At 35.6% G+C, this 23,220-nt stretch carries 18 protein-coding genes; 6 read left to right on the top strand and 12 right to left on the bottom strand.

Annotated elements, in window-relative coordinates:
* The first annotated feature begins 176 nt into the window (after nt 1-176).
* Nucleotides 177-1,313, top strand: a complete 1,137-nt coding sequence (locus AC59HC_RS12020) for a phage tail-like protein (RefSeq protein WP_429814148.1) — start codon at nt 177-179, stop codon at nt 1,311-1,313.
* 120 nt (nt 1,314-1,433) lie between these two features.
* Here AC59HC_RS12020 and AC59HC_RS12015 read toward each other — a convergent pair whose 3' ends face one another.
* Complete coding sequence (locus AC59HC_RS12015; protein ID WP_137906118.1) at nt 1,434-2,072, bottom strand: response regulator; 639 nt, start codon at nt 2,070-2,072, stop codon at nt 1,434-1,436.
* A gap of 33 nt (nt 2,073-2,105) precedes the next feature.
* The gene (locus tag AC59HC_RS12010) at nt 2,106-2,480 is read right to left on the bottom strand and encodes a hypothetical protein (protein ID WP_343638698.1); all 375 of its coding nucleotides are present in this window, start codon (nt 2,478-2,480) and stop codon (nt 2,106-2,108) included.
* 553 nt (nt 2,481-3,033) lie between these two features.
* On the opposite strand from AC59HC_RS12010, the gene AC59HC_RS12005 reads away from it, so the two are divergent.
* Nucleotides 3,034-3,501 carry a hypothetical protein gene (locus tag AC59HC_RS12005; RefSeq protein WP_496558664.1) on the top strand — a complete coding sequence of 156 codons (468 nt, stop codon included), beginning with the start codon at nt 3,034-3,036 and terminating at the stop codon, nt 3,499-3,501.
* Nucleotides 3,502-4,465: 964 nt separating this feature from the next.
* Here the strand turns inward: AC59HC_RS12005 and AC59HC_RS12000 are convergent.
* Complete coding sequence (locus AC59HC_RS12000; RefSeq protein ID WP_202838718.1) at nt 4,466-4,951, bottom strand: hypothetical protein; 486 nt, start codon at nt 4,949-4,951, stop codon at nt 4,466-4,468.
* Between the two features lie 146 nt (nt 4,952-5,097).
* Between AC59HC_RS12000 and AC59HC_RS11995 the strand changes: the two genes are divergently transcribed.
* Nucleotides 5,098-5,505: a 5-fold beta-flower protein gene (locus tag AC59HC_RS11995; protein ID WP_496558663.1), complete on the top strand. Its 408-nt coding sequence runs from the start codon at nt 5,098-5,100 to the stop codon at nt 5,503-5,505.
* A gap of 122 nt (nt 5,506-5,627) precedes the next feature.
* Nucleotides 5,628-7,427, top strand: a complete 1,800-nt coding sequence (locus tag AC59HC_RS11990; RefSeq protein ID WP_202838720.1) for a hypothetical protein — start codon at nt 5,628-5,630, stop codon at nt 7,425-7,427.
* Between the two features lie 113 nt (nt 7,428-7,540).
* On the opposite strand, the gene AC59HC_RS11985 is transcribed toward AC59HC_RS11990, so the two are convergent.
* From AC59HC_RS11985 to AC59HC_RS11965, 5 genes are all read right to left on the bottom strand, one after another.
* Complete coding sequence (locus AC59HC_RS11985) at nt 7,541-7,999, bottom strand: organic hydroperoxide resistance protein (RefSeq protein ID WP_227944362.1); 459 nt, start codon at nt 7,997-7,999, stop codon at nt 7,541-7,543.
* Nucleotides 8,000-8,041: 42 nt separating this feature from the next.
* On the bottom strand, nt 8,042-9,340 hold the full coding sequence (locus tag AC59HC_RS11980; RefSeq protein WP_496558662.1) for an epoxide hydrolase family protein: 1,299 nt from the start codon (nt 9,338-9,340) through the stop codon (nt 8,042-8,044).
* A 271-nt stretch (nt 9,341-9,611) separates the two neighbouring features.
* Nucleotides 9,612-10,418, bottom strand: a complete 807-nt coding sequence (locus tag AC59HC_RS11975; protein WP_496558661.1) for an SDR family NAD(P)-dependent oxidoreductase — start codon at nt 10,416-10,418, stop codon at nt 9,612-9,614.
* A gap of 91 nt (nt 10,419-10,509) precedes the next feature.
* Nucleotides 10,510-11,097, bottom strand: a complete 588-nt coding sequence (locus tag AC59HC_RS11970) for a TetR/AcrR family transcriptional regulator (RefSeq protein WP_343638683.1) — start codon at nt 11,095-11,097, stop codon at nt 10,510-10,512.
* Between the two features lie 108 nt (nt 11,098-11,205).
* Nucleotides 11,206-11,607, bottom strand: a complete 402-nt coding sequence (locus AC59HC_RS11965; RefSeq protein WP_051934372.1) for a winged helix-turn-helix transcriptional regulator — start codon at nt 11,605-11,607, stop codon at nt 11,206-11,208.
* Between the two features lie 207 nt (nt 11,608-11,814).
* On the opposite strand from AC59HC_RS11965, the gene AC59HC_RS11960 reads away from it, so the two are divergent.
* The gene (locus tag AC59HC_RS11960) at nt 11,815-12,666 is read left to right on the top strand and encodes an SDR family oxidoreductase (RefSeq protein ID WP_062675204.1); all 852 of its coding nucleotides are present in this window, start codon (nt 11,815-11,817) and stop codon (nt 12,664-12,666) included.
* 217 nt (nt 12,667-12,883) lie between these two features.
* Here AC59HC_RS11960 and AC59HC_RS11955 read toward each other — a convergent pair whose 3' ends face one another.
* Together AC59HC_RS11955 and AC59HC_RS11950 are read right to left on the bottom strand one after the other, a co-directional pair.
* Nucleotides 12,884-14,119 (bottom strand): PKD domain-containing protein, encoded by a 1,236-nt coding sequence (locus AC59HC_RS11955; protein WP_496558660.1) that lies wholly within the window; start codon nt 14,117-14,119, stop codon nt 12,884-12,886.
* Between the two features lie 354 nt (nt 14,120-14,473).
* On the bottom strand, nt 14,474-17,473 hold the full coding sequence (locus tag AC59HC_RS11950; protein ID WP_496558659.1) for a reprolysin-like metallopeptidase: 3,000 nt from the start codon (nt 17,471-17,473) through the stop codon (nt 14,474-14,476).
* A 195-nt stretch (nt 17,474-17,668) separates the two neighbouring features.
* On the opposite strand from AC59HC_RS11950, the gene AC59HC_RS11945 reads away from it, so the two are divergent.
* On the top strand, nt 17,669-19,108 hold the full coding sequence (locus tag AC59HC_RS11945) for a helix-turn-helix transcriptional regulator (RefSeq protein WP_496558658.1): 1,440 nt from the start codon (nt 17,669-17,671) through the stop codon (nt 19,106-19,108).
* Between the two features lie 785 nt (nt 19,109-19,893).
* Here the strand turns inward: AC59HC_RS11945 and AC59HC_RS11940 are convergent.
* Together AC59HC_RS11940 and AC59HC_RS11935 are read right to left on the bottom strand one after the other, a co-directional pair.
* Entirely contained in the window at nt 19,894-20,331 is a 438-nt protein-coding gene (locus tag AC59HC_RS11940; RefSeq protein ID WP_202838731.1) for a hypothetical protein, read from the bottom strand.
* 27 nt (nt 20,332-20,358) lie between these two features.
* Nucleotides 20,359-23,181 (bottom strand): T9SS type B sorting domain-containing protein, encoded by a 2,823-nt coding sequence (locus tag AC59HC_RS11935; protein ID WP_202838732.1) that lies wholly within the window; start codon nt 23,179-23,181, stop codon nt 20,359-20,361.
* Nucleotides 23,182-23,220 lie beyond the last annotated feature (39 nt).

Raw genomic sequence — 23,220 nt, 5'->3', positions numbered from 1 at the left:
TTTTTATTCTTTTTGTTTATCCTTAAGCAAAAAGCCGTTTTTTTCTATTCCAATTTTAAGTAAAGTGATATTTTTTTATTTGTGCTATGAATGCACAAGTTGATATAAGATCATATTTACTTGCTGGCCTCATATCTATTCACTTCAAAAAAAGTTTAAACACTAATATAAAAGCAATGAGAAAAAATTTAACAACTTTATTAACGGTAGCCTTGTTAACAGCTTCTTCTGATATTTTTGCACAGACCACAGGTGTAGGGGTGAATACTACAACACCTAATTCCACATTGGATGTTAATGGAAAACTAGGGGTTGCTGATATTGACGGACTTCAGGCGCCGAGGCTTACCCGAGCACAGCTTTCTGCCAAAGGGGATTCTCTTTATGGAGCTGATCAAAAAGGAGCATTGATATATATAACAGATATCTCAACAGGTAATAATACCGGACCTAGAACGAATATCGACAGTATCGGGTATTATTATTTTGATGGTACAGTATGGCAAAAACTGATCTATAATAATATTTATAATGCAGATGGTACACTTACCAATACCAGAACGGTTTACCAGAATGGAAAAGATCTGAAATTTGAGAATCAACAGACTACAACCATTAATAACAGTTCCGGTCTTGGGATTATACAGGATTCAGGAACAGGAACAAGATCTTCAATGGGTTTTTCCAATGGTGGCAATTACTCATTATTTATTTATTGTGATACTGACTCGGCAGCACAGATTTCTGCTACAGGCAACAGTACGGTACTTTCTATTGGGACCGGTTATACAAATACTCCCTCAGGTATTGATTTTGTGACAGCTCCGGTGGCGGGAGATCGAGGAACAGTACAGTCAACCATAGAACCGGATGGGAATTTTTTTATTCATCAGAAATTGGGCATAGGATATAATAGCGGTATCACATTCGGATCGGAAAGATTAAAAGTAAATGGAAGCATTGCTACAACAACAGCTACTTATCCGGATTATGTATTTGATCAGTATTTTAACGGGATTTCAAATATGAATTCAAATTATAAATTTTCAACTATTTATGATACAGAAAAGTTTATTCAGGATAATAAGCATTTGCCCGGGGTAACTTCTATTAAAGAGTTAGAGAAAACGAAAGATGGATATTCTTTTGATATTACCCGATTATCAACCCAAACTCTGGAAAAAGTAGAAGAACTGTATTTACATGTCATAGAACAGCAAAAACAAATTGACTCTCAAAGAGAACAAATTAATGAGCTACTTACCTTGACTCAAAAATTACAGAAGAAAATTAAATCAAAAAAGCATTACTAAAATTGTAATAATAACTTTACGATTCTGATAGATTATAGAGTATAAAAAAGCGGAATATTTATTCCGTTTTTTTATACTCTCAATACGTACTTCAGCCCATCTTTTTGATAATGGGGACGTTTATTTATGTTTGTGGATCTGGTTTCTATCGCCCAGCCTTACAAGATCCACAGCATTTTTAATATTGAGCTTTTTATAAATTCTTGCTTTATAAGTACTCACAGTGGAAAGGTGAAGGTTGAGTTCATTCGATATTTCAATATTCCCATAACCTTTCACCAGGAGATCAAATATTTCCTTTTCTCTTTCAGATAATGTTTCAAGTGGATTGATGGGAGTATCTTTTTTAGCAGATGAAACAAGCTTTTTTACAATATCCGGTGAGTAATAAGTTCCGGTTTCAAAGATTTGGTGAACTGCTTCCAGGATGTTATTTTCATCTGATAATTTATTAATGTATCCATCAGCTCCTTCAATGATGTATCGTACGGCAACATCATTGTCATACACCGAAAAAACAAGGATTTTAAGATTGGGCTGTATTGTTTTTATTTCACCAATCATACTCAAATATTTGCTTTCCGGCATATTGATATCTAAAATCAGCAGGTCAAACGACTCAGCATATAATTTTTCTGTGAGCTCGATATAGGATTTTGCACAGGAAATTTTTACATCTTTGTAGTGGGATTCCAAAATCAGGGTAGTACCTAATCTTACTACTAAGTGATCATCTGCAATAATAATTTTTCTATTCATCTTTTTGTTTTTTATTTTAATTGATATTGTCGTTTATATATAACGATCATATTCATCAGCCTCGTGAAGCTTTTGAGCTGTAATGGATACTATATTTTCAGTGTAAGCAATAAAATTATAAATGGAATCTTTTTCAATATTTCCAAAAAATACAGAAGCACTATTGTCTTTAAGATTAAGATAATTATACGTTATAGAATTGTATCCATCACAGCGTACTAAACCGTTTTCTGTACTCAGCCATATAAATCCATATTTACCTTTAATAATATCTTTTACCCTATTCTGTGGAAGTCCATTATCTGTGTCATACCATACAGAAACTGTTTGCTGGCTATAGCAAAGCAGTATCCAGAATAATAGCAGCAATATAACTGCTTTATGATATATTAAGGATAGTTGATACATTTGTGTTTATTCGATTCAGTTATTATAAATGTAGTGAAAATAAATCATTGTTAAAAGAATTAAATGTCGTTTATAAACTACATAAGACTAGATTAAAAATTACAATATTAGTAATCTATTTTTACAGTAATTATTTTATGCTTCGTATAGATTATCAGACATTTGTGTCAATAATTTTAATGCTTACTAATAATTAAAAGTTAAATCAATTCTCAAATTTTTTAAATGAAATTTCTATTAATATTTCATATTTATGAGATATTTTAACGCTTATTTTTAAATAAATAGCATGTTTTACTTGATTAAATTATGAATGATGTCGCTTTACCTTAAAGAATAAAAATAGGCAATAAGTGAATGAATGTAAATAGAAAGCTAAGTCTGATTAAAATTATAAAAATTACATTTTTGATAGCAATGCTTTTTTGGGAGTTCAACCGGTACTTTTTTACAAGCTGGCAGAATGAATGGAATAGCAATATTCTGCATCTGAAATCAGAAATATATACAGAGAAAATAAATAAGAATAGACAATTTTAATCATTGAAGGGTAATGAAAATAGATAATAAGAAAAGAGTAGACCGTTATATGCTTGTTCAGTTAATTATATTGTCGCTGCTTTTTTTGAACATTGGTATTCTCATGTATTTGAAATACATTTTTGCTATAGAATTTTTTTGCTTAACAGCTTTATTGGTGCTTGTATATGGACTGTTAAAAAACCGGTTTATATTCGAATATGAGCATTCCGGAAAGATAATTTCCATCAAAAGCTATCAATGGCCTTCAAACAGAGGAAAAAGTTTGGTTTTAGAAACGGCGCAAAAGAAAATTGTAAGAATAGAAATAAAGGAACAGACTTTTAGAAAATATTTAATCCTTCTTTTTTTGAATTCTTCAGGAAGAATATTAAGAAAAAATATTGATATTACGTTTTGTAGTGAGAATGAAATCAATCAGCTTTTAAAAGATATATCAAACAATTTAATGAAGAATAGATCAGGAACTTACTTTTTATAAAATGTTGGTTTTTGAGTACAGATTCAGCAGAAAATGAGATTACGGAAATGTATTCTGAGAAATCATTAGATGTGAATTTACTCCTAGAATGTTCAAAATGATTGAAATATGATTTTTTTGTTTCTATTCCTATCATTTAATATGATATGCTCCGCATTACCAGTTAAAATAAAAATGGAGTACAATTTAAACTGACCCGGTTCAGGAAATTTTATATACCAAAGAAACCATAGACTATCTACTGGAACTTTTAGAAGATAAACAGAAAACTTCGTAGAAATCACGAATCACTACGGAATTCCCAAGTCAACATTGAATAAATGGATAAGCAAATACAGACAATAAATACAGGCCCTGATTATAAAAAGATTTACCATGATTTCATAAAGTCCAAATGCCCTGATAAATGGGAAAATGTAAAGCGATATCTGTCAAAAGAATCCATGTCTTTATCAGATGTTTTGAAAGTTAATAACATTATTTTTGTTGACAGGATATCCGAAAACCAAAAATTCAAATCCTATAATAAAGAGACTATTTTTGAAATGCTTACTTATCAAAAAAAACATAAACTAAATAATAGTCAGCTAGCCAGGCATTTTAGATTAAGCCGAAATACTGTCACAAGATGGAAACGTATGTTCATAATATAATCTGCCAGATTGATCACCTAAGGTAATTAGAGCATATAGCTTCGTTTTTTTTCTGAGTTTTTTTAAGAGTATATCTGCGGAGATACTCTTTTTTATTAATTTTCCACAGCATGAAAAAGTTAATAGCTTTTTGATATTAATGATAGAATATTGTAGGGTAATTACTGCATTCTTAAAAACCGGAAACAGAAAAACTTAGAGTGAAAATTTCACTCTAAGTTTTTGCATTTGAATATAAACTTAAAAAACTGTTTTAGTTTTCTTAAAACAGAAGGTATAACCTTGTATTGATGTGTAAGCTTTACGCCAATTTATTTCTTCGCCTGCAGGGACAGGTTATCCAGATAAACAGCCTGATGCACTCCATTCAGCAGAACTTTCAATCCTAAATGTGAATCTTTCTTCAAAGAAACCGTAAATGCTTTTTTCTCTCCTGTTATTTTGGAAGGTTTGGTAATTGCCGTATAGGTTTTTACATCAGAAGGATTATCTACTGAGAAAAGTTCTAATGTTGTTTCTCCTCCGTTATCGGAAAGGTCAAGAGACAGCGTATAGGTTCCGGCTTTAATTTCGGGAGTTACCAGATACATATTTTCTCCCGGATTGCTCATGGAGTAGAATATAATTCTTTTGTCACTTGCATAAAGCATTGCTTTCCCGGATTGAGCAGTCCAGCATTTATGAATATCTTTCCAGGTATCAAAACTTTCTGCAAGAGAGGCCACCGGCTTACACTGTGCTTTAGCTGTTAGAAAGCCTCCTGTCATAACTATTCCCGTAAGTACAAATTTTTTCATGTATTATTTTTATTTATAATGAGTAAAAATAACAAAAAAATGGCTGTACTGGATGCCATTGTTTTATGATTTAAATTAGTTTTAAGATTATTTAGAAAATTGAAAAGAGAATCTTAACTTATACTGAGGTAAAATATTAAAAAGAAATGAAAAAAATACTATTTTTAATGGTCTCAGTAACAGGCATGATACTGACAAAAGCACAAACCATCGAATCCGGCAGCCGAAGCACCTTAGGATATATTAAAAGTGATGGAACGATTGAGAACAGCAGTCATTCCACCGTAGGTTATATCAGGAGTGACGGTACTATTGAAGACCGAAGCCGTTCTACAATTGGCTATATCAGAAACGACGGAACCATTGAAAATAAAAACCGTTCCACAGTAGGTTATGTAAAGCAAGACGGAACAGTAGAAAATAGCAGCCGCTCTACTTTGGGATATATTAAAGAGGATGGAACCGTTGAAAATGCCAGCCGCAGTACAATAGGCTACGCTCATGGTATAAAAAAAGAATGGGTTGCAGTGGTTTATTTCTTTTTTAAACTGTAGAAAAAACGTGAGCTAAGGGCATGCTTTTACTATTTTATCATAAAAATTGTTTCTTTATCTATGATCAGCCCTTATTGGCTTGCAAATTGATACAACAAACTTTATTGAATTTTTGATGACTAATGGCTAGAACGACTGTAACTCTGATTTTCCTTTTAAGTGGTTTTTTCTTTTTAAATGCACAGGAAAAGAAAGATTCGCTGTATTACAAAATAGAAGAATTTTCAGATAAGAGAAAAGTTACCAAATTCATTCACCGCTTTATATTTCGTAGAGAGCCGGATTCCACTTCCGTGAAGTCCAATACTGAAAAGCTTTTACAAAATACTTATAACAAAAAAATTATCAGAAATGTGAGGATAGAAACCATTGACCCTTTTGGATATGGCTCTAATGACAGTAAGGAAATAGGTAAATGGTATGATTGGATAAAGGATCACCTTCATTCCAGTACCAGAAGATCAACAATCAATAATTTTTTGCTTTTTGAAGAAGGAGAAGAATATAACGCCCAAAAGCTCTATGAATCAGAGCGTTTGCTTAGAACAATGCCTTTTATCAACAGAGTTAATATCAGAGTTTCCGACAGCACTTCGAGTAAAGATTCTATAGATGTTGTCGTAAAGGTATTGGATTCCTGGAGTCTGAAGCCGAGAATCAGCTATTCCGGAAGTAAAATCGGTTTGGGAGTTACGGAAGAAAATGTGCTGGGACTGGGACACACACTGGACTTTCTTTACAGAAACGATTCCAAAGAAAAGCAGGATTATCTTTTAGGCAGCTATACTACCCATAATCTTTTTGGTACCTATATCAATGCCCAGATTCTCGGAGAACGGGACTTTTCGAAAAATGAAAGAATTAATTTCAGCCTCAGAAGAGACTTTTTCTCCCCTTTGACGAAATGGGCGGGAGGTTTTACATTTGAATATTTTATGCGGAAAGTTTTACTTCCTATAAATACGGATACTACTTTTCCGGAAGTTCAGATCAAAGTGTACAGTCAGGATTTATGGGGAGGTTATCAGATTCCGGTTTCATCGGATCCTAGTGAAAAAATTTCCAGCAATATTGCCATCATAGGAAGATTCCAGAACTACAAGTACAAAGACAGTCCCGGAATCGATCAGTATCAATATTTCAGTTCTTACAACAGTTTCCTGATGTCTGTTGGATTTATTCAGAGAAACTTCTCAGTTCAGAAAAATATTTTCCAGTATGATTTGCCGGAGGATATTGCTTATGGTAATTCTGTCAATGTCATTGCCGGAGGATTATCAAGAAATAAAGAAGTGAATCCGTATGTGGGAATTTCTGCATCTTACGGACGTTTTACAAAACTGGGATATTTCACGGTGAAAGCACAGTTTGGAAGGTTTTTTAATGAAGACAGCCAGAACAGAGAATCTTTCCGCTTTGATGGAACTTATTTCACCAACCTTATGGACTGGAAATTTGCCAAAGCAAGACATTTCTTCTCTCCAACTCTGGCATTGGGAAATCCACAGCATAATTATTCGTATAAGGATAGGATCAACCTTTCTTCTACAGACGAGTTCCCTGTTTATAATTCTGATTATATCGGGACAAAAAAAATAGTGCTGAGGTATCAGCTTCAGTTGTTTATTAATAAAACCTGGAAGAATTTTCACTTCAGTCCTTATTTAACAACTGCAGTGGGCTGGCTCGGAATGCCTGATGATAAGCTGTTTAAAACTAAGGCCAACACAAAAATCGGGATAGGTGTTTTAATTAATAATCCTTATCTGGTTTTCAACAGGATTCAGATTTCTTTCATGTATTATCCGCGTGTTCCTTTTGATAATAATTCTGTTTTTGATTTTAACAGTAACAGGAATAATCTTTTACCATTGAACAGCTTTGCCACGGATGTTCCTCATTTTGTCAATTTTGGAAATTAATATAACAGACCCTTACATCCGGATTATCTTTTTCAAACCGATCTCAGCAAAAGAAACCTTCCTTGCTTTGGGCAGGGAAGGCTTTGATCAAAATGAGATAAACATTCTGAAAACTACACCACTACATCGATCTTTACATTAATATTTCCGCGGGTTGCTTTTGAATAAGGACATGTCGCATGAGCCGTCTCCACAACTTTTCTGGCTTCATCTATTGCAAGGCCTGGCAGAAGGATTTGTAGGTGAGCCTGCAGGAAAAATCCGTCGTCATTGGTGGCAAGGTCTACAGAGGTATTGACAGATAAGTCCTGAGGAAGAGTAATTCCAGTTTTTGAAGCACCCAAATGCATAGCTCCGATAAAACATGCTGACCATCCTGCTGCCAATAGCTGTTCCGGATTGGTTCCGTTTCCTTTTGAACCGGGAGAGGTTAATTCAATATCTAACTTTCCGTCACTGCTTTTTGCTTCTCCGTTACGGCCTCCGGTTACGATGACATTACCGGAATACAACACTTTACTGATATTGATTACTGTTGTATTTTCTACTTCCTGAATGGTATTTAATTCCATATTTTTATTATTTAGATTAAACGATATTGTTGATTGATATTGTTAAAGTTTTTTTCTTAACTCTTTGAAAGCGGCTCTAAGCTCTTCCGTAAAGACCTGCGGCTGTTCCCAGGCTGCAAAATGGCCGCCTTTTGAGGCTTTATGATAATAATATAAAGTAGGATACGCCTGCTTCGACCAGCTTTCCGGAGCCTGGTAAATCTCATGAGGGAATACCGAAATAGCTACAGGAACTTTAATGTCTTTAGTCTTCTGCGCTTCGGCACTGAAATTATTCTTGTTATTTTCCCAATAGAACCGTGAAGAAGACGCTCCCGTATTGGTAAGCCAGTAAAGGGTAATATCATCGAGGATCGCATCACGGCCAATGACATTCTCGGGATGAAGATCACTTTCACTCCATTCTGCAATTTTTTCGTAAAGGAATGCTGCTAAGGCTGTTGGAGAATCAGAAAGCAGATATCCTGTTGTCTGTGGACGTGTTACCATCATTCCCCCGTAAGCTGCATTTCTTCCAAAGAATGTACTCATTGCATTGTATGCTTTTGCTTCTGAGGCAGAAAGTCCTGACGGGGTGGGATCACCGGCATTGATTGGTTTTACAAGTTCGGCGGGAATAGTAGCCGGCATGGTAAGGTGAATTCCTAAAAGACCTGAAGGAGCCTGTTTTGCTAATGCATCAGAAATAACAGAACCATGGTCACCACCTTCAGAAACATATTTTTTGTAGCCGAGTCTTTTCATCAGTACATCCCATGCACGGGCAACGCGGTCAGGGTTCCAACCAAGCTCAGCAGGAATCTCTGAAAAACCATATCCCGGAATGGCAGGTATAATTACATCAAAAGCATCACTTGCTTTTCCTCCGTATTTTACAGGATCAGTCAAAGGATCTATTGCATTGATAAACTCCAGCGGAGAACCAGGCCAGCCATGAGTAAGAATCACAGGCATTGCATTAGGCTCCTTTGAACGTACATGGATAAACTGGATATCAAGTCCGTCAATTTTTGTTACAAATTGGGGAAGCGCATTCAGTTTATTTTCTACTTTTCTCCAGTCGTATCCGTTGCCCCAATAGGTGATAAGTTCTTTTAACTGCTCAAGCTGGATTCCCTGGGAAGCATCTTTCACAGTCTCTTTATCCGGGAAGCGGGTTTCGGAAATACGTTTTTTAAGATCATCCAGCTGAGATTGTGGAATATTGATGTGAAAAGGACGGATACTGGTATCATTTTTTGATAATAGAGTAGCAGTATCATTTTTTTGCGCCTTAGAAATAGCAGGTGTACCTAAGATAAAAGTTGCTGCTAAAAGAATTGTTGAAATTGTTGTTTTCATTGCTTTGCTGTATTAGATTTTAAATCTGTTTTTTCTTTTTGATGAGACAAAATTATACCCTGAGATACGCCTGGGAAACGAGTAATGTGTTCAAGTAGTCATATTTCACAGTGAAACAGACATTGCAGATGGTGAACAGGAAACAATATGAAGCAGATGAAAAGTAATGCTAAGAAAAATGACTGAGATATTGATCTCAAAAAGGATAAAAAAATAAGCTCCGTTCTTCTATAAAAACGGAGCTTATTTTGTGAAAACATTTTTTTCGATGTTATCCGTGAGCTTCTACAGATACATCATTCCATTCTTCCCATACTCTTAAGCGCTGTTCGTAATTTTGTTTTACGAAAGGAAGTGCTACTTTTCCAAGCAATAAACGCAATGGAGGATTTTCAGTTTCTACTAACTTTATCAATGCAGGAGCTGTAGCTGCTACGTCACCAAAAGAAGTTTCAGATTCTGAGAAAGCCTTTTTAACACCATCGTAAACAGGATTACTTTGTGTATTAATTCCTGTATGCCAGATATTGGAAGCATAGCCATTAGGTTCTACCAAAGTTACATTAATTCCAAAGCCTTTTACTTCTGTTGCTAAAGTTTCGCTTAATCCTTCCAGTGCAAACTTAGATGCATTATAAAGTCCCATGGTTGGTAAAGTAGCCAATCCTAAAATAGAAGAAACCTGAATGATATGACCACTTTTCTGATCTCTCATAATGGGAAGCACCGCCTGTGTAAGCCATAAAGTTCCAAAGAAATTTGTTTCAAACTGTGCTCTTGCTTCCTGTTCGTTGGTTTCTTCCACCGCACCTGTTAGTGCATATCCTGCATTATTAATCAGAATATCAATGCTGCCGAAGTGTTGGTGTACTTTCTGAACTACTGATAATGATTCCTCTCTTTTATCTACATCTAAGGTTAAAGGCAATACGGAATCTCCATATTTTTCTTTTAAATCATCAAGAGTTTCTACATTTCTGGCTGTTGCAGCTACATCGTATCCTTTGGCTAAAAAGGCTTCTGCCCATGCTTTTCCGAAACCTTTTGATGCACCTGTAATTAAAACTGTTTTTGACATTGTTCTGTTTTTTAAATTGTTATGATTATATTTTTTAAAAGAATTATTTCATATGTAAATGACCGATCGGTCATATTTTGGATAAAAAAAATTACACTGTATTTTCTTCAATCATTTTTTTAAGATTTTTGACGATAGTTATCATTTTATCGTTATTACCAGCCATTCTTGACATCAAGTGTCCACCCTCAAGCATGGCAAACAAAACGGTTGCAAAATCTTCCGCATCCCATTCCGCTCTGAACTCTTTATTGGAAATTCCTTTTTTTATAATAGCGGAAATTAATTTTTCTCCCTGTTTTATTCCATTGTTTATTTTTCCTTTAACGACTGGATTGGTATCATCAGCTTCTGTTCCAAAGTTTAACAGGGGACACCCACCAACTACAGGCGGATGGTTGGGATCACTAAAAAAATCAATATAGGCGAATAACTGTTCCCTGGAAGTTTTAAATCTGCTTAAAGTTTTTTGAAGTTGATCAGTCAGCATTTGCATATTATGCTCAACAGCAGCACAGGCAAGTACTTCTTTATTTTCAAAATGAACGTACATACTGCCTTTAGACAACTTGGTGGCCTCCATAATATCACTCATAGAAGTAGCCGCAATCCCTTTTGTATTAAAAATAGGTGCTGCTTTTTCTATAATGAACTGTCTGGTTTCTTCCCCTTTTGCCATAATAATAGTAAATAATGATGCAAATATATGACCGATTGGTCATAAAAACAAATTTTTTATGCTTTTTTTATATTGCATTGTTTTAATATCAACTAAATCAGTTGTTTATTATCCTTCTTCAGGAAGACATTGGGGAATTTCTCCTATTTCATTCATTGTAAATCCTTCTTCAAAAAGTTTTCTTTTATGATTAATTCCCCAATCTTTAAGAGCAAAGATGATAGGATTTAAAGTTGAAGAATAAGGTTGAGGCTGATAAATGATTTTAACCGGATAATCATCAATAACTGTTCTTTTGATAAGCTGATGCTGTTCAAGTTCTTTGAGTTCCTTAGCCAGAACCTTTGGAGTAATACCTGGTATACTGTCCTGTATATCAGTAAAGCGATCATTGCCTACAGATACAGATACAATGATTGCCAGCTTCCATTTGCCACTTAAAACGTCCAAAGCGTCTCGTACAGGCTTGATCGTTTCCAGACAGCTTGATTTGATTTTTTTTACAGACATACGCTTATAAATTATTTCACTTTCCTTTGGGAAAGCACTATACAAAGGAAAGTAAATATATGCTAAATTGCAACATCATATTTAAGGTATTTTCTTCTGAAACAGAATAAACAGTCTGAAGGAAATATTGTAATAATGAAAAGAATTCCGGCCGGTATTCTTCTGAGTTAAAAAGAGTCAATAATTAAAAAGAGACGAACAAAAAGAATGAAAAAAGTAATCTTAATTACAGGTTCAAGTACCGGTTTTGGTGCATTAATGGTAAAAACATTTAACAAAGAAGGGCATATCGTCATAGCCACGATGCGAAATACAACTGGAAGCAATGCTGAACACGCAAAAAATCTGAATAAGCTGGAGAATACAGAAGTAGTAGATATGGATATCACAGATGATCAGTCTGTAAAAAAAGCTGTTGCTTTAGTACATGAAAAGTATGGTAGAATTGATGTTTTGATTAATAATGCAGGAATATATGGAGCAGGAGTTCTTGAATCTTATTCAATACCACAAATCCAGAAGCTCTTTGATGTAAATGTTTGGGGAACATTGAGAGTGAATAATGAAATTCTACCTATTATGAGAGCTGCAAAAGATGGTCTTATCATCACCATTTCCAGTCAGGTAGGGCGAATTTCACTTCCATTACAGTCTGCTTATAATTCTACAAAATTTGCGTTGGAAGGTCTTATAGAAGGTTCGTATGAAGAGCTGATAGGGCAGGGAATAGAATCAGTACTGCTTGAGCCGGGAGGGTTCATGACGGAAATTATCGGTAAGGCGCATGTTAATGGAGATCGCGAGAGCATTCAGGAATCTTATGGTACTGCTGTGGCAGATATCAGTCAGAAAATTCAGACCGTATTTGGTAAACTCTTTATGGAATCAGCTCCGGATCCACAAATCATTGCAGATGGAGCCCTTAAGCTGGTCAATACAGAAAAAGGAAAAAGACCACTTCGTACACCACTAGATCCTCTTTCCAATGGAGTAGATAAAGAATACAATCTGATTACAGAACAGGTAAAACAAAAGTGGATAGAAGCTTATGGGTTATAAAATATATATTAAATTATTGTAGTCCATACATCCCATATAAAAGGAAAAGTACTAATAAACAGTACTTTTCCTTTTATATTTTGAAGATACAGAGACTAAATACTATTTATTGAAACTTAAATGAAGAGGTTGTTGCAGAATAGTCTTGGTCATCTGATCATATCATGATACAATAAAAAAGAGAACTCTTCTGGGTTCTCTTTTTATCGTTATTGAATCATTTAACCATAATCTTAATGCTTTCCATATGATCATTTTCGTAAAGAATATAGATCATATAAGCTCCTGTACTGTAAGGTGAAAAATCTAATTTTATATCACGAGCGTAAAGATTTTTCCTGTCAAAAAGCTTCCGTTGAGCCATATCATAAACGATAATATCCTTTATTTCCACTTTACTTTTGAGGTAACAGATATCTTTTACAGGATTAGGATAAAATATAAGTTCAGGCTGTCTGCCAATATCCATAATTCCTAAAGAACCAATAGTAATTGTTTTACTGAAAGTTTCTGCACAGGAATTTTTGCTGACAGTAAGTGAGACCGTATAAGTTCCAGGAGAGGTATATTGATGAACAGGGTTCAATGAAGAATCGGTGATGCCATCGCCAAAGTTCCATGATACAGATGTGTAATTGGCAGAATGATTGGTGAAATTTACAGTTGTTCCGTTAATTCCTGCTATAAAATCCGAATGAAGGTGAAACGTATTATTATTCCATTGTGGCGGATTATTAAAAAAAACAAGATCTGCAATATTCTGAAAGTTTTCGGCTGTGTTTTGAGGCATTCCGTTATAAAAAGTGGATGGAAATACATGATCCTGAAAAATTGCAGAATACATAGTGGCTGCCACAAGATAACTTCCTTTAGGTCCAGGATGAATATCGTTATAAGATCCGTGAAGAGCCAGATCCTGGGACGAATTGTAGTAATGTCTTGCAGATTCTCCGGCAGGAACCATTTCCACCTGCATCAGGTTAGACATCTTTGTAATGGAATCCTTAATTTTCTGCTGAAATGCAAAATAGGTATTGTATTCATTGGCAGATGGGACTCCATAGGGAATTTCATACAGAAAAATCTTAGAACAAGGACTGTATTTACGAATAGAATCCCTGATTTTACGGCCGCGTTCAGCGGTTACAGAAACAGGGTAAGAATGACCTGCAGATTCCGCAGTTCCGGGCTGCATGATCACGTATTTATAGTTTTTAGATCTTATCTTTTGATACAATGAAGCATCATCTACATGATTCACAAATCCGGTTCCTCCGGGAGTATGTGTTGTTACAGATAGATTTTTCCCTTTTGAAGCCGCTATATTTTTAAAAATTTCAGGCATGTCATTAAAATATGTGACGCTGTTTCCTATAAACAGAACCTCATCAGACTGGCAGAATGATAACACTGAAAAACCAGTACATATAAGAAAGAGTAGTTTTTTTATCATAGAGTATTTTTTTGAGAGTTATTTAAAAAAGGTACCTGCAGAAAACCACTTATCATGCAGGTACACAACACAAACGATGATTAAAAATGTTTTTTTATCAATATAGAGCTATATACTTTTCTTTATCCGTTTTTTCATTATTAAACCTTTTAAAAGTACCTGCAGGAAACCCAATCTATACTGCAGGTACTGCATTAAAAGGTGTTTAAAATGAAAATGTTAGTTTATTTACTTTGTTAGAGATTTTGATTTACTATGAGTTAATGACTGGGTTTATTTTTTTTAATTGACTTAGAAAAGTACCTGCAGGCATCACGTATAACCTACAGGTACACGGTACACTAATTATTACAACTATTTCTTGATTAGTTTTGTATGATAAGTCGCCTTATCATCTTTTATCATGATCACATACACTCCTTTGATCAATGAGGCAACACTGATTCTTTTTCCGTCCGGTTTTCCTTCCTGAACAAGTCTTCCGTCTGCACTGTAAATTTTGTAATCAGCTTTACCTTTCAGATTTTTTACCTCTACAAATGTATCCGCAGGATTAGGGTAGATTTCAAGATCAGAAGATGACTGAACGGACTCCTTAACTCCTAGTGCTGCATTGATCTTTACAGAAAAATCCCATACCGAACCACGGGAGAAAAGATCACCATTGGCATCTACGAAAGGACTTGCACATGCATCAGCTGAAGCATTGAAAAATCCGCTGGCTACTCTCATTCTTAATGTTTTGTCACCATTGTAAGCATTGGCCGGAACTGTAAATGCAAAACTTCCCTGATGTCTTTTATTGGCATCCGGAGCTGCGCCGTTAATCCCAATTTTTTCTGAAGCTTCAAATACTCCGTTTCTGTTGTAATCAATCCATGCCTGTACCCAATCCTGATAGTTTCCTCCAGCACGGTTAGCATACACAATATAGTTCATATTATATTGCGCACCCTGAGTAAGCTGAATCAGTTTGGCAGGGTCTTCCGAATAATCTTTATAAGCGTGCTGAACGGTTGTCCCATTTCCAGCTAAATCCACATTGGCTAAAGTCACTCTTAATATTCCACTGAAATACGGACTGATTGTAGTGTTTCCTCCTGTAGTCATCAGGCAGTAATCATATCCGGTACGTAATCCTTTGGTTTTAAAATTATACACTGGTGAAAATGCTCCGGGAACATTATTAATTACTGATGCAACCCGAACTTCATAAGAAGTTTCATCTTCAAGGTTATTCAGGAATACTGAATTAACCGGGCTGGCAGCATTGGACCAGTTTGCTGTTCCTGCTTTCCTGTAATTCACGGAATAGGTTGCTCCCGGTACATGGTTCCATGAAACAGTTGCTGAGTTTTTTAATATATCATTATCGAACGCAGTAAGTCCCGTTGGTGGATTATTTAAAGAAGCGGGAGCATTTCCTACGGTCAGTGTAGGAGAAACGGCATAAAATATATTTCCTACTGCTGAAATTCGCAGTTTAATATTTCCCTGAAGCGCAGCAGGCATCTGTATTTCAAAACTTCCGTCATTAGGCGTTGAAGCCACCAGTTCTGTCCATGCTGATCCGTTAACCAGATCGGTTGTATATTCAATCTTTACATTGGCAGCATTATAGGGAGCAAGGTTGGTATTGGCAACATCCCAGGAAATGGTATTGGAAGCATTATTATACAGCGTAGTAGAAGGAGTTAATCCTTTGAATTTGAAAGGTCCGTCATTTCCAACGGTTACTGTATTTTCTGCAGAAATCGTTAAAGGTCTGTTCGGGTTATTATCACGTACTGTTACCGCGTAATGTAATACTCTGGGAATGTATGAAACTGTTTCCCATGTGTCTTTGTTCGTCAGTTTACCACTCATTACAACAGGCAGGCTAGGGAAATATCTTCTTCCCGAAGCCACTGCAGGAAAAGAACGGGTAAGAGAACCTTCAGGATTGAATCCCCAGCCGCTGTCTCCTGAGATTGAGCTTGTAGAGCCTACGCTGTCATACTGTTCCCAGTTATAGGTAAACTGATCCCCGTTGGCATCTACTGCATTGGCATCCAGGTAGTAGGCTGTGCCTTTGGGAATAGTATAGGAAATCAGCGGGGTAATAGCTGGTGCATTATTGGCAATATTTTCAGCTACGCCGCACCCAACTTTACCTTCAAGGTTGTTAAGGATTTGATTGATGGACGAATAGTGAAAATAGGCATCACTGTTCATCTGAACATTATTGGCTGTGATCCCTGCATAGGCCATAATGGTTGTTCCTCCTCCCGGTTCTATATTGACATCTGAGCTTTCAGTAACTGTAGAAAAAGTGTGGTTACCTCCAAGCTGATGTCCCATTTCGTGAGCTACATAATCAATATCAAAGGTGTCTCCCACAGGATTCTGATTTTGTGTAAACGCAGAACCTTTACCTAACGGTTCTGCTGCGGTAGGGTTGGTACATATACATCCTATGCATCCTGCATTTCCATTTCCTCCGGCGGCATTAAAGACATGTCCTATATCATAATTGGCATTGCCTACCTGAGCAGTTAAGGTTTGTTGAAGCTGCCCGTTCAAATCATTGGTGTATGGATCATTAGCCGGATTGGCATAGATGATATTGGGTAAATTCTGTATGGTAAGATGGATTGCAAATTCTTTTTCAAAAACACCATTGACACGAGTCATAGTAGCATTCATCTGGGCTACAGCTCCTGCCATCCCTCCGAAATGAGTAGTATATTCACCCGTTGCAGACAAGGCAAGTCTATAGGTTCTGTATCTTGAGGCTGCAGGTCTTCCGGTAATATTGATTCCGGCAAGTTTATTTTTTCCGGAATTCTTTAAAGATTTGATGTCCAGTTCCTTTTTGCCTTCCATACTGCAGCTAAAGCCATGCTCAGACTCTGTTCTTTCGGTTTTATAGAATACTCCATAGGTCTTTTTATCTGTTGTGACAGGTTCTATAAACTGGAAGATACCGTCTTTAATAATCATTGACTGTATTTCTGTAGGGGATGTACTGAATCTTACATATTTGGAGGGGTCATCAATTCCCACTCCTACATAAGATCCTAATCCATATTTTTCAGCCAAGGATTTTTCCATCACAGGATTGCTGTACACCGCAAACTTTTCTATGGTTCCTTCTGCCGTTGGTAATTGAATCGTTACTGCTCTTGCATTGGTGCCGGTTTCCTCAGCGTTTTTTAATAACTGTATTAATGCATTAATATCAGTTTTGTAAGCATACTTGATTTTTACCTCTCTTCTGATCTCAGACACTTTTTGTGAAGAGGGTTCCCATCTTTGGGCATTGGAAAGACAGAAGCCTGATATCAAAAATAATGATAATAGAGTTTTTCTCATTTTAAAAATTAGGTATTTAAATAGTGGTATTGCGAAGAATGAATATAATATTCGGGTATTCAAAAGTAATTGCTAATTTTGTATTACAAACAATGATATTTTGAGATTTTCATACATTGTGTATGTAATACGTATGTATTTTTTATTATATAGTAATAGTGTAGTATAATATTGTATTTTAATTCTGATCATATTATGATGAAAAAACTGACTGTTTTATTCTTTTTTATTTCTTCCTTTTTCTATTCACAACATACAGAAGAAGAATTAAAGAATGTGCTGTTTGATATCGAATTTTCTACTGCCGGATCAAAGGAAATTGAGAAGATTGACAGTCTTATTAAGGTGTGTAAGAAAAATTCTTATAATGATTGTGTAGCATTAGGGTATCTGAAGATCGCCAATATCTACAACCGAAACAGTGATATGAAAAGGTCTTTTTATTATACTGATAAAGTGGAAAAAGAAAACCTCATCAATTCAGATACAGATTTTGAGGTTATATTTTATCTCCATCTTCAAAGGTCACTGCTATACCAGAAATTAGGAGAAAGAATGACTTCTCTGAAACAATTGGACGAAATATATGATAAGGTGAACGAAACCAATAATGCTTATTTTATTTATCTGATTAACTGGCAGTACGCAGGAATATACAATGAAATTAATAAAAAAGAATTAGCACTAAAACATTATAAAACAGCATATAAGTATTCTAAAATTTACAGAGAAAACAAAAATAATCTCTATAGGATAGACAAGAACAGATTGAGCAACAGTTATAAAACCTCACCGTATCTTGGCGGAATGTATCTTGAGCTCAACAAACCTGATTCTGCAAGAATATATATTGAGGAAGCCATCCAGAATGGGAAAAAGATCAATGAAATAGGGATACAATACATTACCTCGTATTATGCTTCCAGGTACTTTAAATCTCTTAATAAAATTCCTGAAGCCCAGCATCATTTATGGATCTGTAAAAATATTGCTGATAATTATTATAAAAGCGAGAATTATCAAAAGTCGGTCGCAATGGAGTTGAAGAACCTGTATGAAAGCACAGGACAGAAAGACAGTATCGCTTATTATGCGAATTGGCTGTTGGATATAGAGTCTTCAAACAGCAGACAAAAACAAACATTGAATGATGCTGTAGATAAACAGAATGAATTGGAAAATAGCAATAGAAAGAAGGAAACAAAAAAACTTTTCTTCATCCTGTCGTTGAGTATTGCCGCATGTCTTCTTTTTATATTTCTTTTCCTGTATTATTATAGAAAGCACAAAAGTAAAAATCTGGATAAAATTGATATCCCTCATCAGCCATCTGTAGATGAAAGTGCTTTTAAAGAACTTATACAGCTTGCCAAAGAAAATAATCCTGAATTTTTAACCCGTTTCAATGAGTATTATCCGCACTTTTCAGAAGAACTGCTGAAAGTTTTTCCTTTAAAAATATCAGAAATAAGATTCTGTGCCTACATCTATCTGAATTTTTCTACCAAAGAAATTGCTGAATATACTTTTACTTCAGTGAGAACCGTACAGACCAAAAAATATAATCTAAGGAAAAAACTGAATATTCCAGGTGATATGGATATCTATGTATGGTTTTCCAAATTACTGAAATAAACCTTTAAATAGTCATAAAAAACAGAAGCTATCTCATTAATGAAGTAGCCTCTGTGCAAGTAAAATATGTTTTGAACGTTTCGTTTAAAAATACCTGCAGAAAATAACACAAACCTGCAGGCAGAAGATATCCTAAATATTAAAAACTATTTTTCTGATTCTGAAAAAAGTGCTATTTCTTAATTGTTTTAATCGTTTTTGTAATTCCGTTTATCATTTTTAAAGTAACAAGATATAATCCCGTTTTAAGTCTTCAGATACAACTGAGATGAAGGCTGTTCAATCGTTTTAACTGTTTTTCCGGAAGCATCAATAACCTAAACCGACAATAAATTTTTCATAATATGTATGGGTTTTTAGGGGTTATCTGATAAGATTTTATAATGGGCTATCTTTTAAACTTTGATCAATTTTCTACTTCATTATAAAAGCATAGAATAATTTTCGGACAAAAGTAATTGGTAATTTTGTAATTTAAATGGTTTTTGTTTGCACTTTTGCTATGTTGTGTATGTGATACGTACGTGGTTTCAGTGGTGTGGTAGAAGGATAGTATTCATATTGTAATTAAGATATTGCTGAATATACCCACACCTCAGTAAGAACTGTGCAGACCAAGAAATACAATCTAAGGAAAAAACTGAATGTCCCCGGTGATATGGACATTTATATATGGTTTTCAAAACTATTGAAATAAAGATTAAGAATATTGTGAAAAGCAACAGAGACTATTTCATTTCGAAATAGTCTCTGCTTTTAAATTAACTTCCGATTGATATCAGTAATTAATTTCTTATAGTTGAAATATGGATGTTTTTCTGTCCGTTGGAATCTATAAGTTCAATGTTGTCAATCATTTCATTATAAACTAAGGTAGTGGTATCATTAAACTGATATCCTTCAATCAATACAGGTCTGTCTTTGGGCAGATTATTCTGCTCATTCAGCATTTCCAGAGATAAACTATCTGGATAGCCGGCATTTTTTTTAAATTTTATTTCTATTAGGCCGTTATCAGCCAGATAGTCAAACTTCTTTAAATGAGGAGGTAAACTGGCTTTGGTTTTAAAAACGTGTACCTTTTCAATACTGTCCTTATAAAGATCAAACATACTGGCAGTTCCGATGGTGTTATTGTAAACAGCAAACTTTACATAGGTGTTTTTCTGTGCGATGAGCATACCTGAAAAGAACACGAGAAATATATATAATAGCTTTTTCATAATTAAAATTGATATTTAAATGTTTAATTAATTTCTGTTTTTTACCATAATCCATCCTGTGTATTTTATCGGAGTCTGTTTTCTGTTGGTCTCATTCCAGCCCATATCAAACCAGTAGTTTCCGGTAGATACTTTCTTGTCGCCAATGCTGCCATCCCATTGATATCCGTTTAATTTGCTTCCTTCGTGGATCTTGCTTCCATATCGGTCATAAATACTGAATGTGAAATTAGGTTTCCCGGCCAAAGCAGAATAATCCAGTACATCATTTATTCCATCACCATTAGGCGTAATGATATTAATAAGATTAGGAACTGTAATTTCTACCTCTACAGGAGTACAGTTATAAGCATCTTTTACATAAAAAGTATTGCTGCCACGCGGAACATTGGTAAATACATTTTCATTCTGCCAGTTGATATTATCCATCGAATACTGATAAGGTGTTGTTCCTCCAATGGCAGTCAGGGTAACCGTATTATTGCTGATGTTAATATCTGAAATTACAGGATTTTCTGATGGATAAACCTTTACGGTTTGTCTTGTCGTACATTCTCTCGTTTTCAGATCTACCCAATAAGTTCCCACTCCCACATTGCTGATGGATGGTGTTGTTGCTCCCGTACTCCATAGATAAGAAGTATATCCGGGGCCGGCATCCAGTGTGGTGGTATTTTCCATACAGATAATTTTATCCTTTAGTACCTCTGAGTAGGTAGGAGGGATAACGGTAAGCGTTACTTCTGCAATTCTGTAACATCCGTTGGCATTGCTTACCTTAATATAAACCACTCCGTCTGGTGCTGTATAATTAGCTGGAGTCAGAATTTCATTGGTTCCGTTATGGGCATCAGCAGGAGAAGGATAATATTGTTTAATAGTTCCAGGTTGTACGTTTACTCCTGCTGAGGTTAAGTTGAATACACCCAGTACAGGATTAGATGGTTCAAAACAAGATCTTAGAGCAGCATCTTTAACGATAGGGCTTTCAGAAACCGTTAATGTTAAGGTTACCTGTTCACAATCTGTAAAATCAGGGTTGTTTCCACAAAATTTATAAACAATAGTGTCTGTACCCATATAGCCGAAATTAGGAACATAAGTAATTACTCCCGCCGGATCAATGGTTGCGGTACCGTTTGCCGGGGGTGTAATAATAGTTACTGTACTCGGAACATAATTTTGAGTTGAATTGGTAAACTGAGGGACTATAGCCTGATAGCCTTCGCAGACAGTCATTGCTTTAGTAGACTCTTCAAGACATGTAAACACTTTGTAAACCGGGGTGATGGCCGGAGTACAAGATCCTACTGCTATTTTTACGGTATAATTTCCGGAAACCAGAGGGGTGTAAGTATTTGCATTGGCTCCTGTAATAGGATTGCCATTCAAATACCACTGATAGCTATCATAGCTGTCATCCACTTCCAAAACAATACCAGGAATACATTCTCCTGTCTGTTTTGCAATTAATGGAATAGAAGAGAACCCTGCAAAATATCCTCCATATCCGGACGTGCTGTATCCTCCATTAATCCCTGCAGTTACAGCTTTATCCGAAATAACCGTTACATTTCCGGTGATAGAAGGGATGGCATACGTTACCCAGCTGTTATTACCTGTTAAGGGAAAAGGACCTTCTGAAGCGAGTGGCAGAACTCCGTTTACGGTTACATTGGCTCCCGCTTCAGTTAAAATATTCAGTTTTACTACAGTTCCGTTCGGAACAGTACTTGTAGTACCTGTGCCGGTTGGCATTTCATTGATCTTTCCGATTTCGTCGATTTTTCTGGGTAAAAAACAGTTTAATGGTGGGATGTAGTTGTAACCACAGGTAGCACTGCTGTTATTTACCGAAACCAGTTGATACAGATAAACATTTTTTGAAGTCGTTATAAACATATTAAAATGTCCGGAATTTCCCTGCTGAACATAATTGTTTCCTGTGATCCTGTAAAAATCTCCACTGTTGATCGTTGCGATAGGTGTAGTAGAACCATTAATGAATATCTGAGTATGGTCTTCCGTTCCAATAATGATACCTCCTTCCAGATCATCAGAGGAAGATCTGGTTCTTACCATGGCAAAAGTACTTCCAAGCCTTTCTGTTGGTACAGATTGATCAAGGATGGCATCAGATCCGGAACTTGTATTATTTCCAAAATTTCCATTGACATTTCCATTGGTAAGCGTAATGGGTTTGTCGGAAACAATTTTGGCTCCAATAAAAGCAGACTGGTTTTGCCCTCCCGTTCCAGGACCTCCTGCAAAAATAAAAGACTGTCCTTTATTAAGAGTAATAGTCTGTGTATTGGTAGCTGGTGCTGCTCCAAAGAACGTCACGTTTCCACTCCATGTAGCAGTTACTACAGTATTGTTTTCAGTAGCCAGTATTCCTGCTGTGAAATTATATCCGGTAAGTGATGAGGTTGTAGGAGTTCCGGCCACGTAAAACTCTTTACCAATCCCGGCTTTCCCTTTACTGGTTATAATTTCGGCGTGTGTAGTATTGCTTACTATTCTTAATGAACAGTAGAACGGCTTTGTCCCTTGTACATGTAACCCTTTAGTGATAACACTATAAGCGTCTGATGTAACATTGGCGGCGATAGCAGATATGGGTACAACAAAGGTTTGCGGAGCATTTTTGCTGATTGTCACAGTGCCAATCGGAGTATTGTTATTATTAATTGTAACAACAAAAGGGGTGGCAGAGTCGGTAGACAGATATAATGCCTGCGTATAACTTGTGGAGGCGTAATAAGGTGCAAACCAATGGTCTGTATCCCTTTGAGCCGAAATAGGAATGCTCATTAGGATAAATAATAAACTAAATATAATGTTTTTCATGAATTACAGAATTTTGATTCTAAAAATTGAAATTTCATT

The sequence above is a fragment of the Chryseobacterium sp. DZ-32 genome (genome assembly GCF_059587025.1).
Note: the sequence above shows the minus strand (reverse complement) of the source record. Positions and strands in the feature narration are given on the sequence as shown.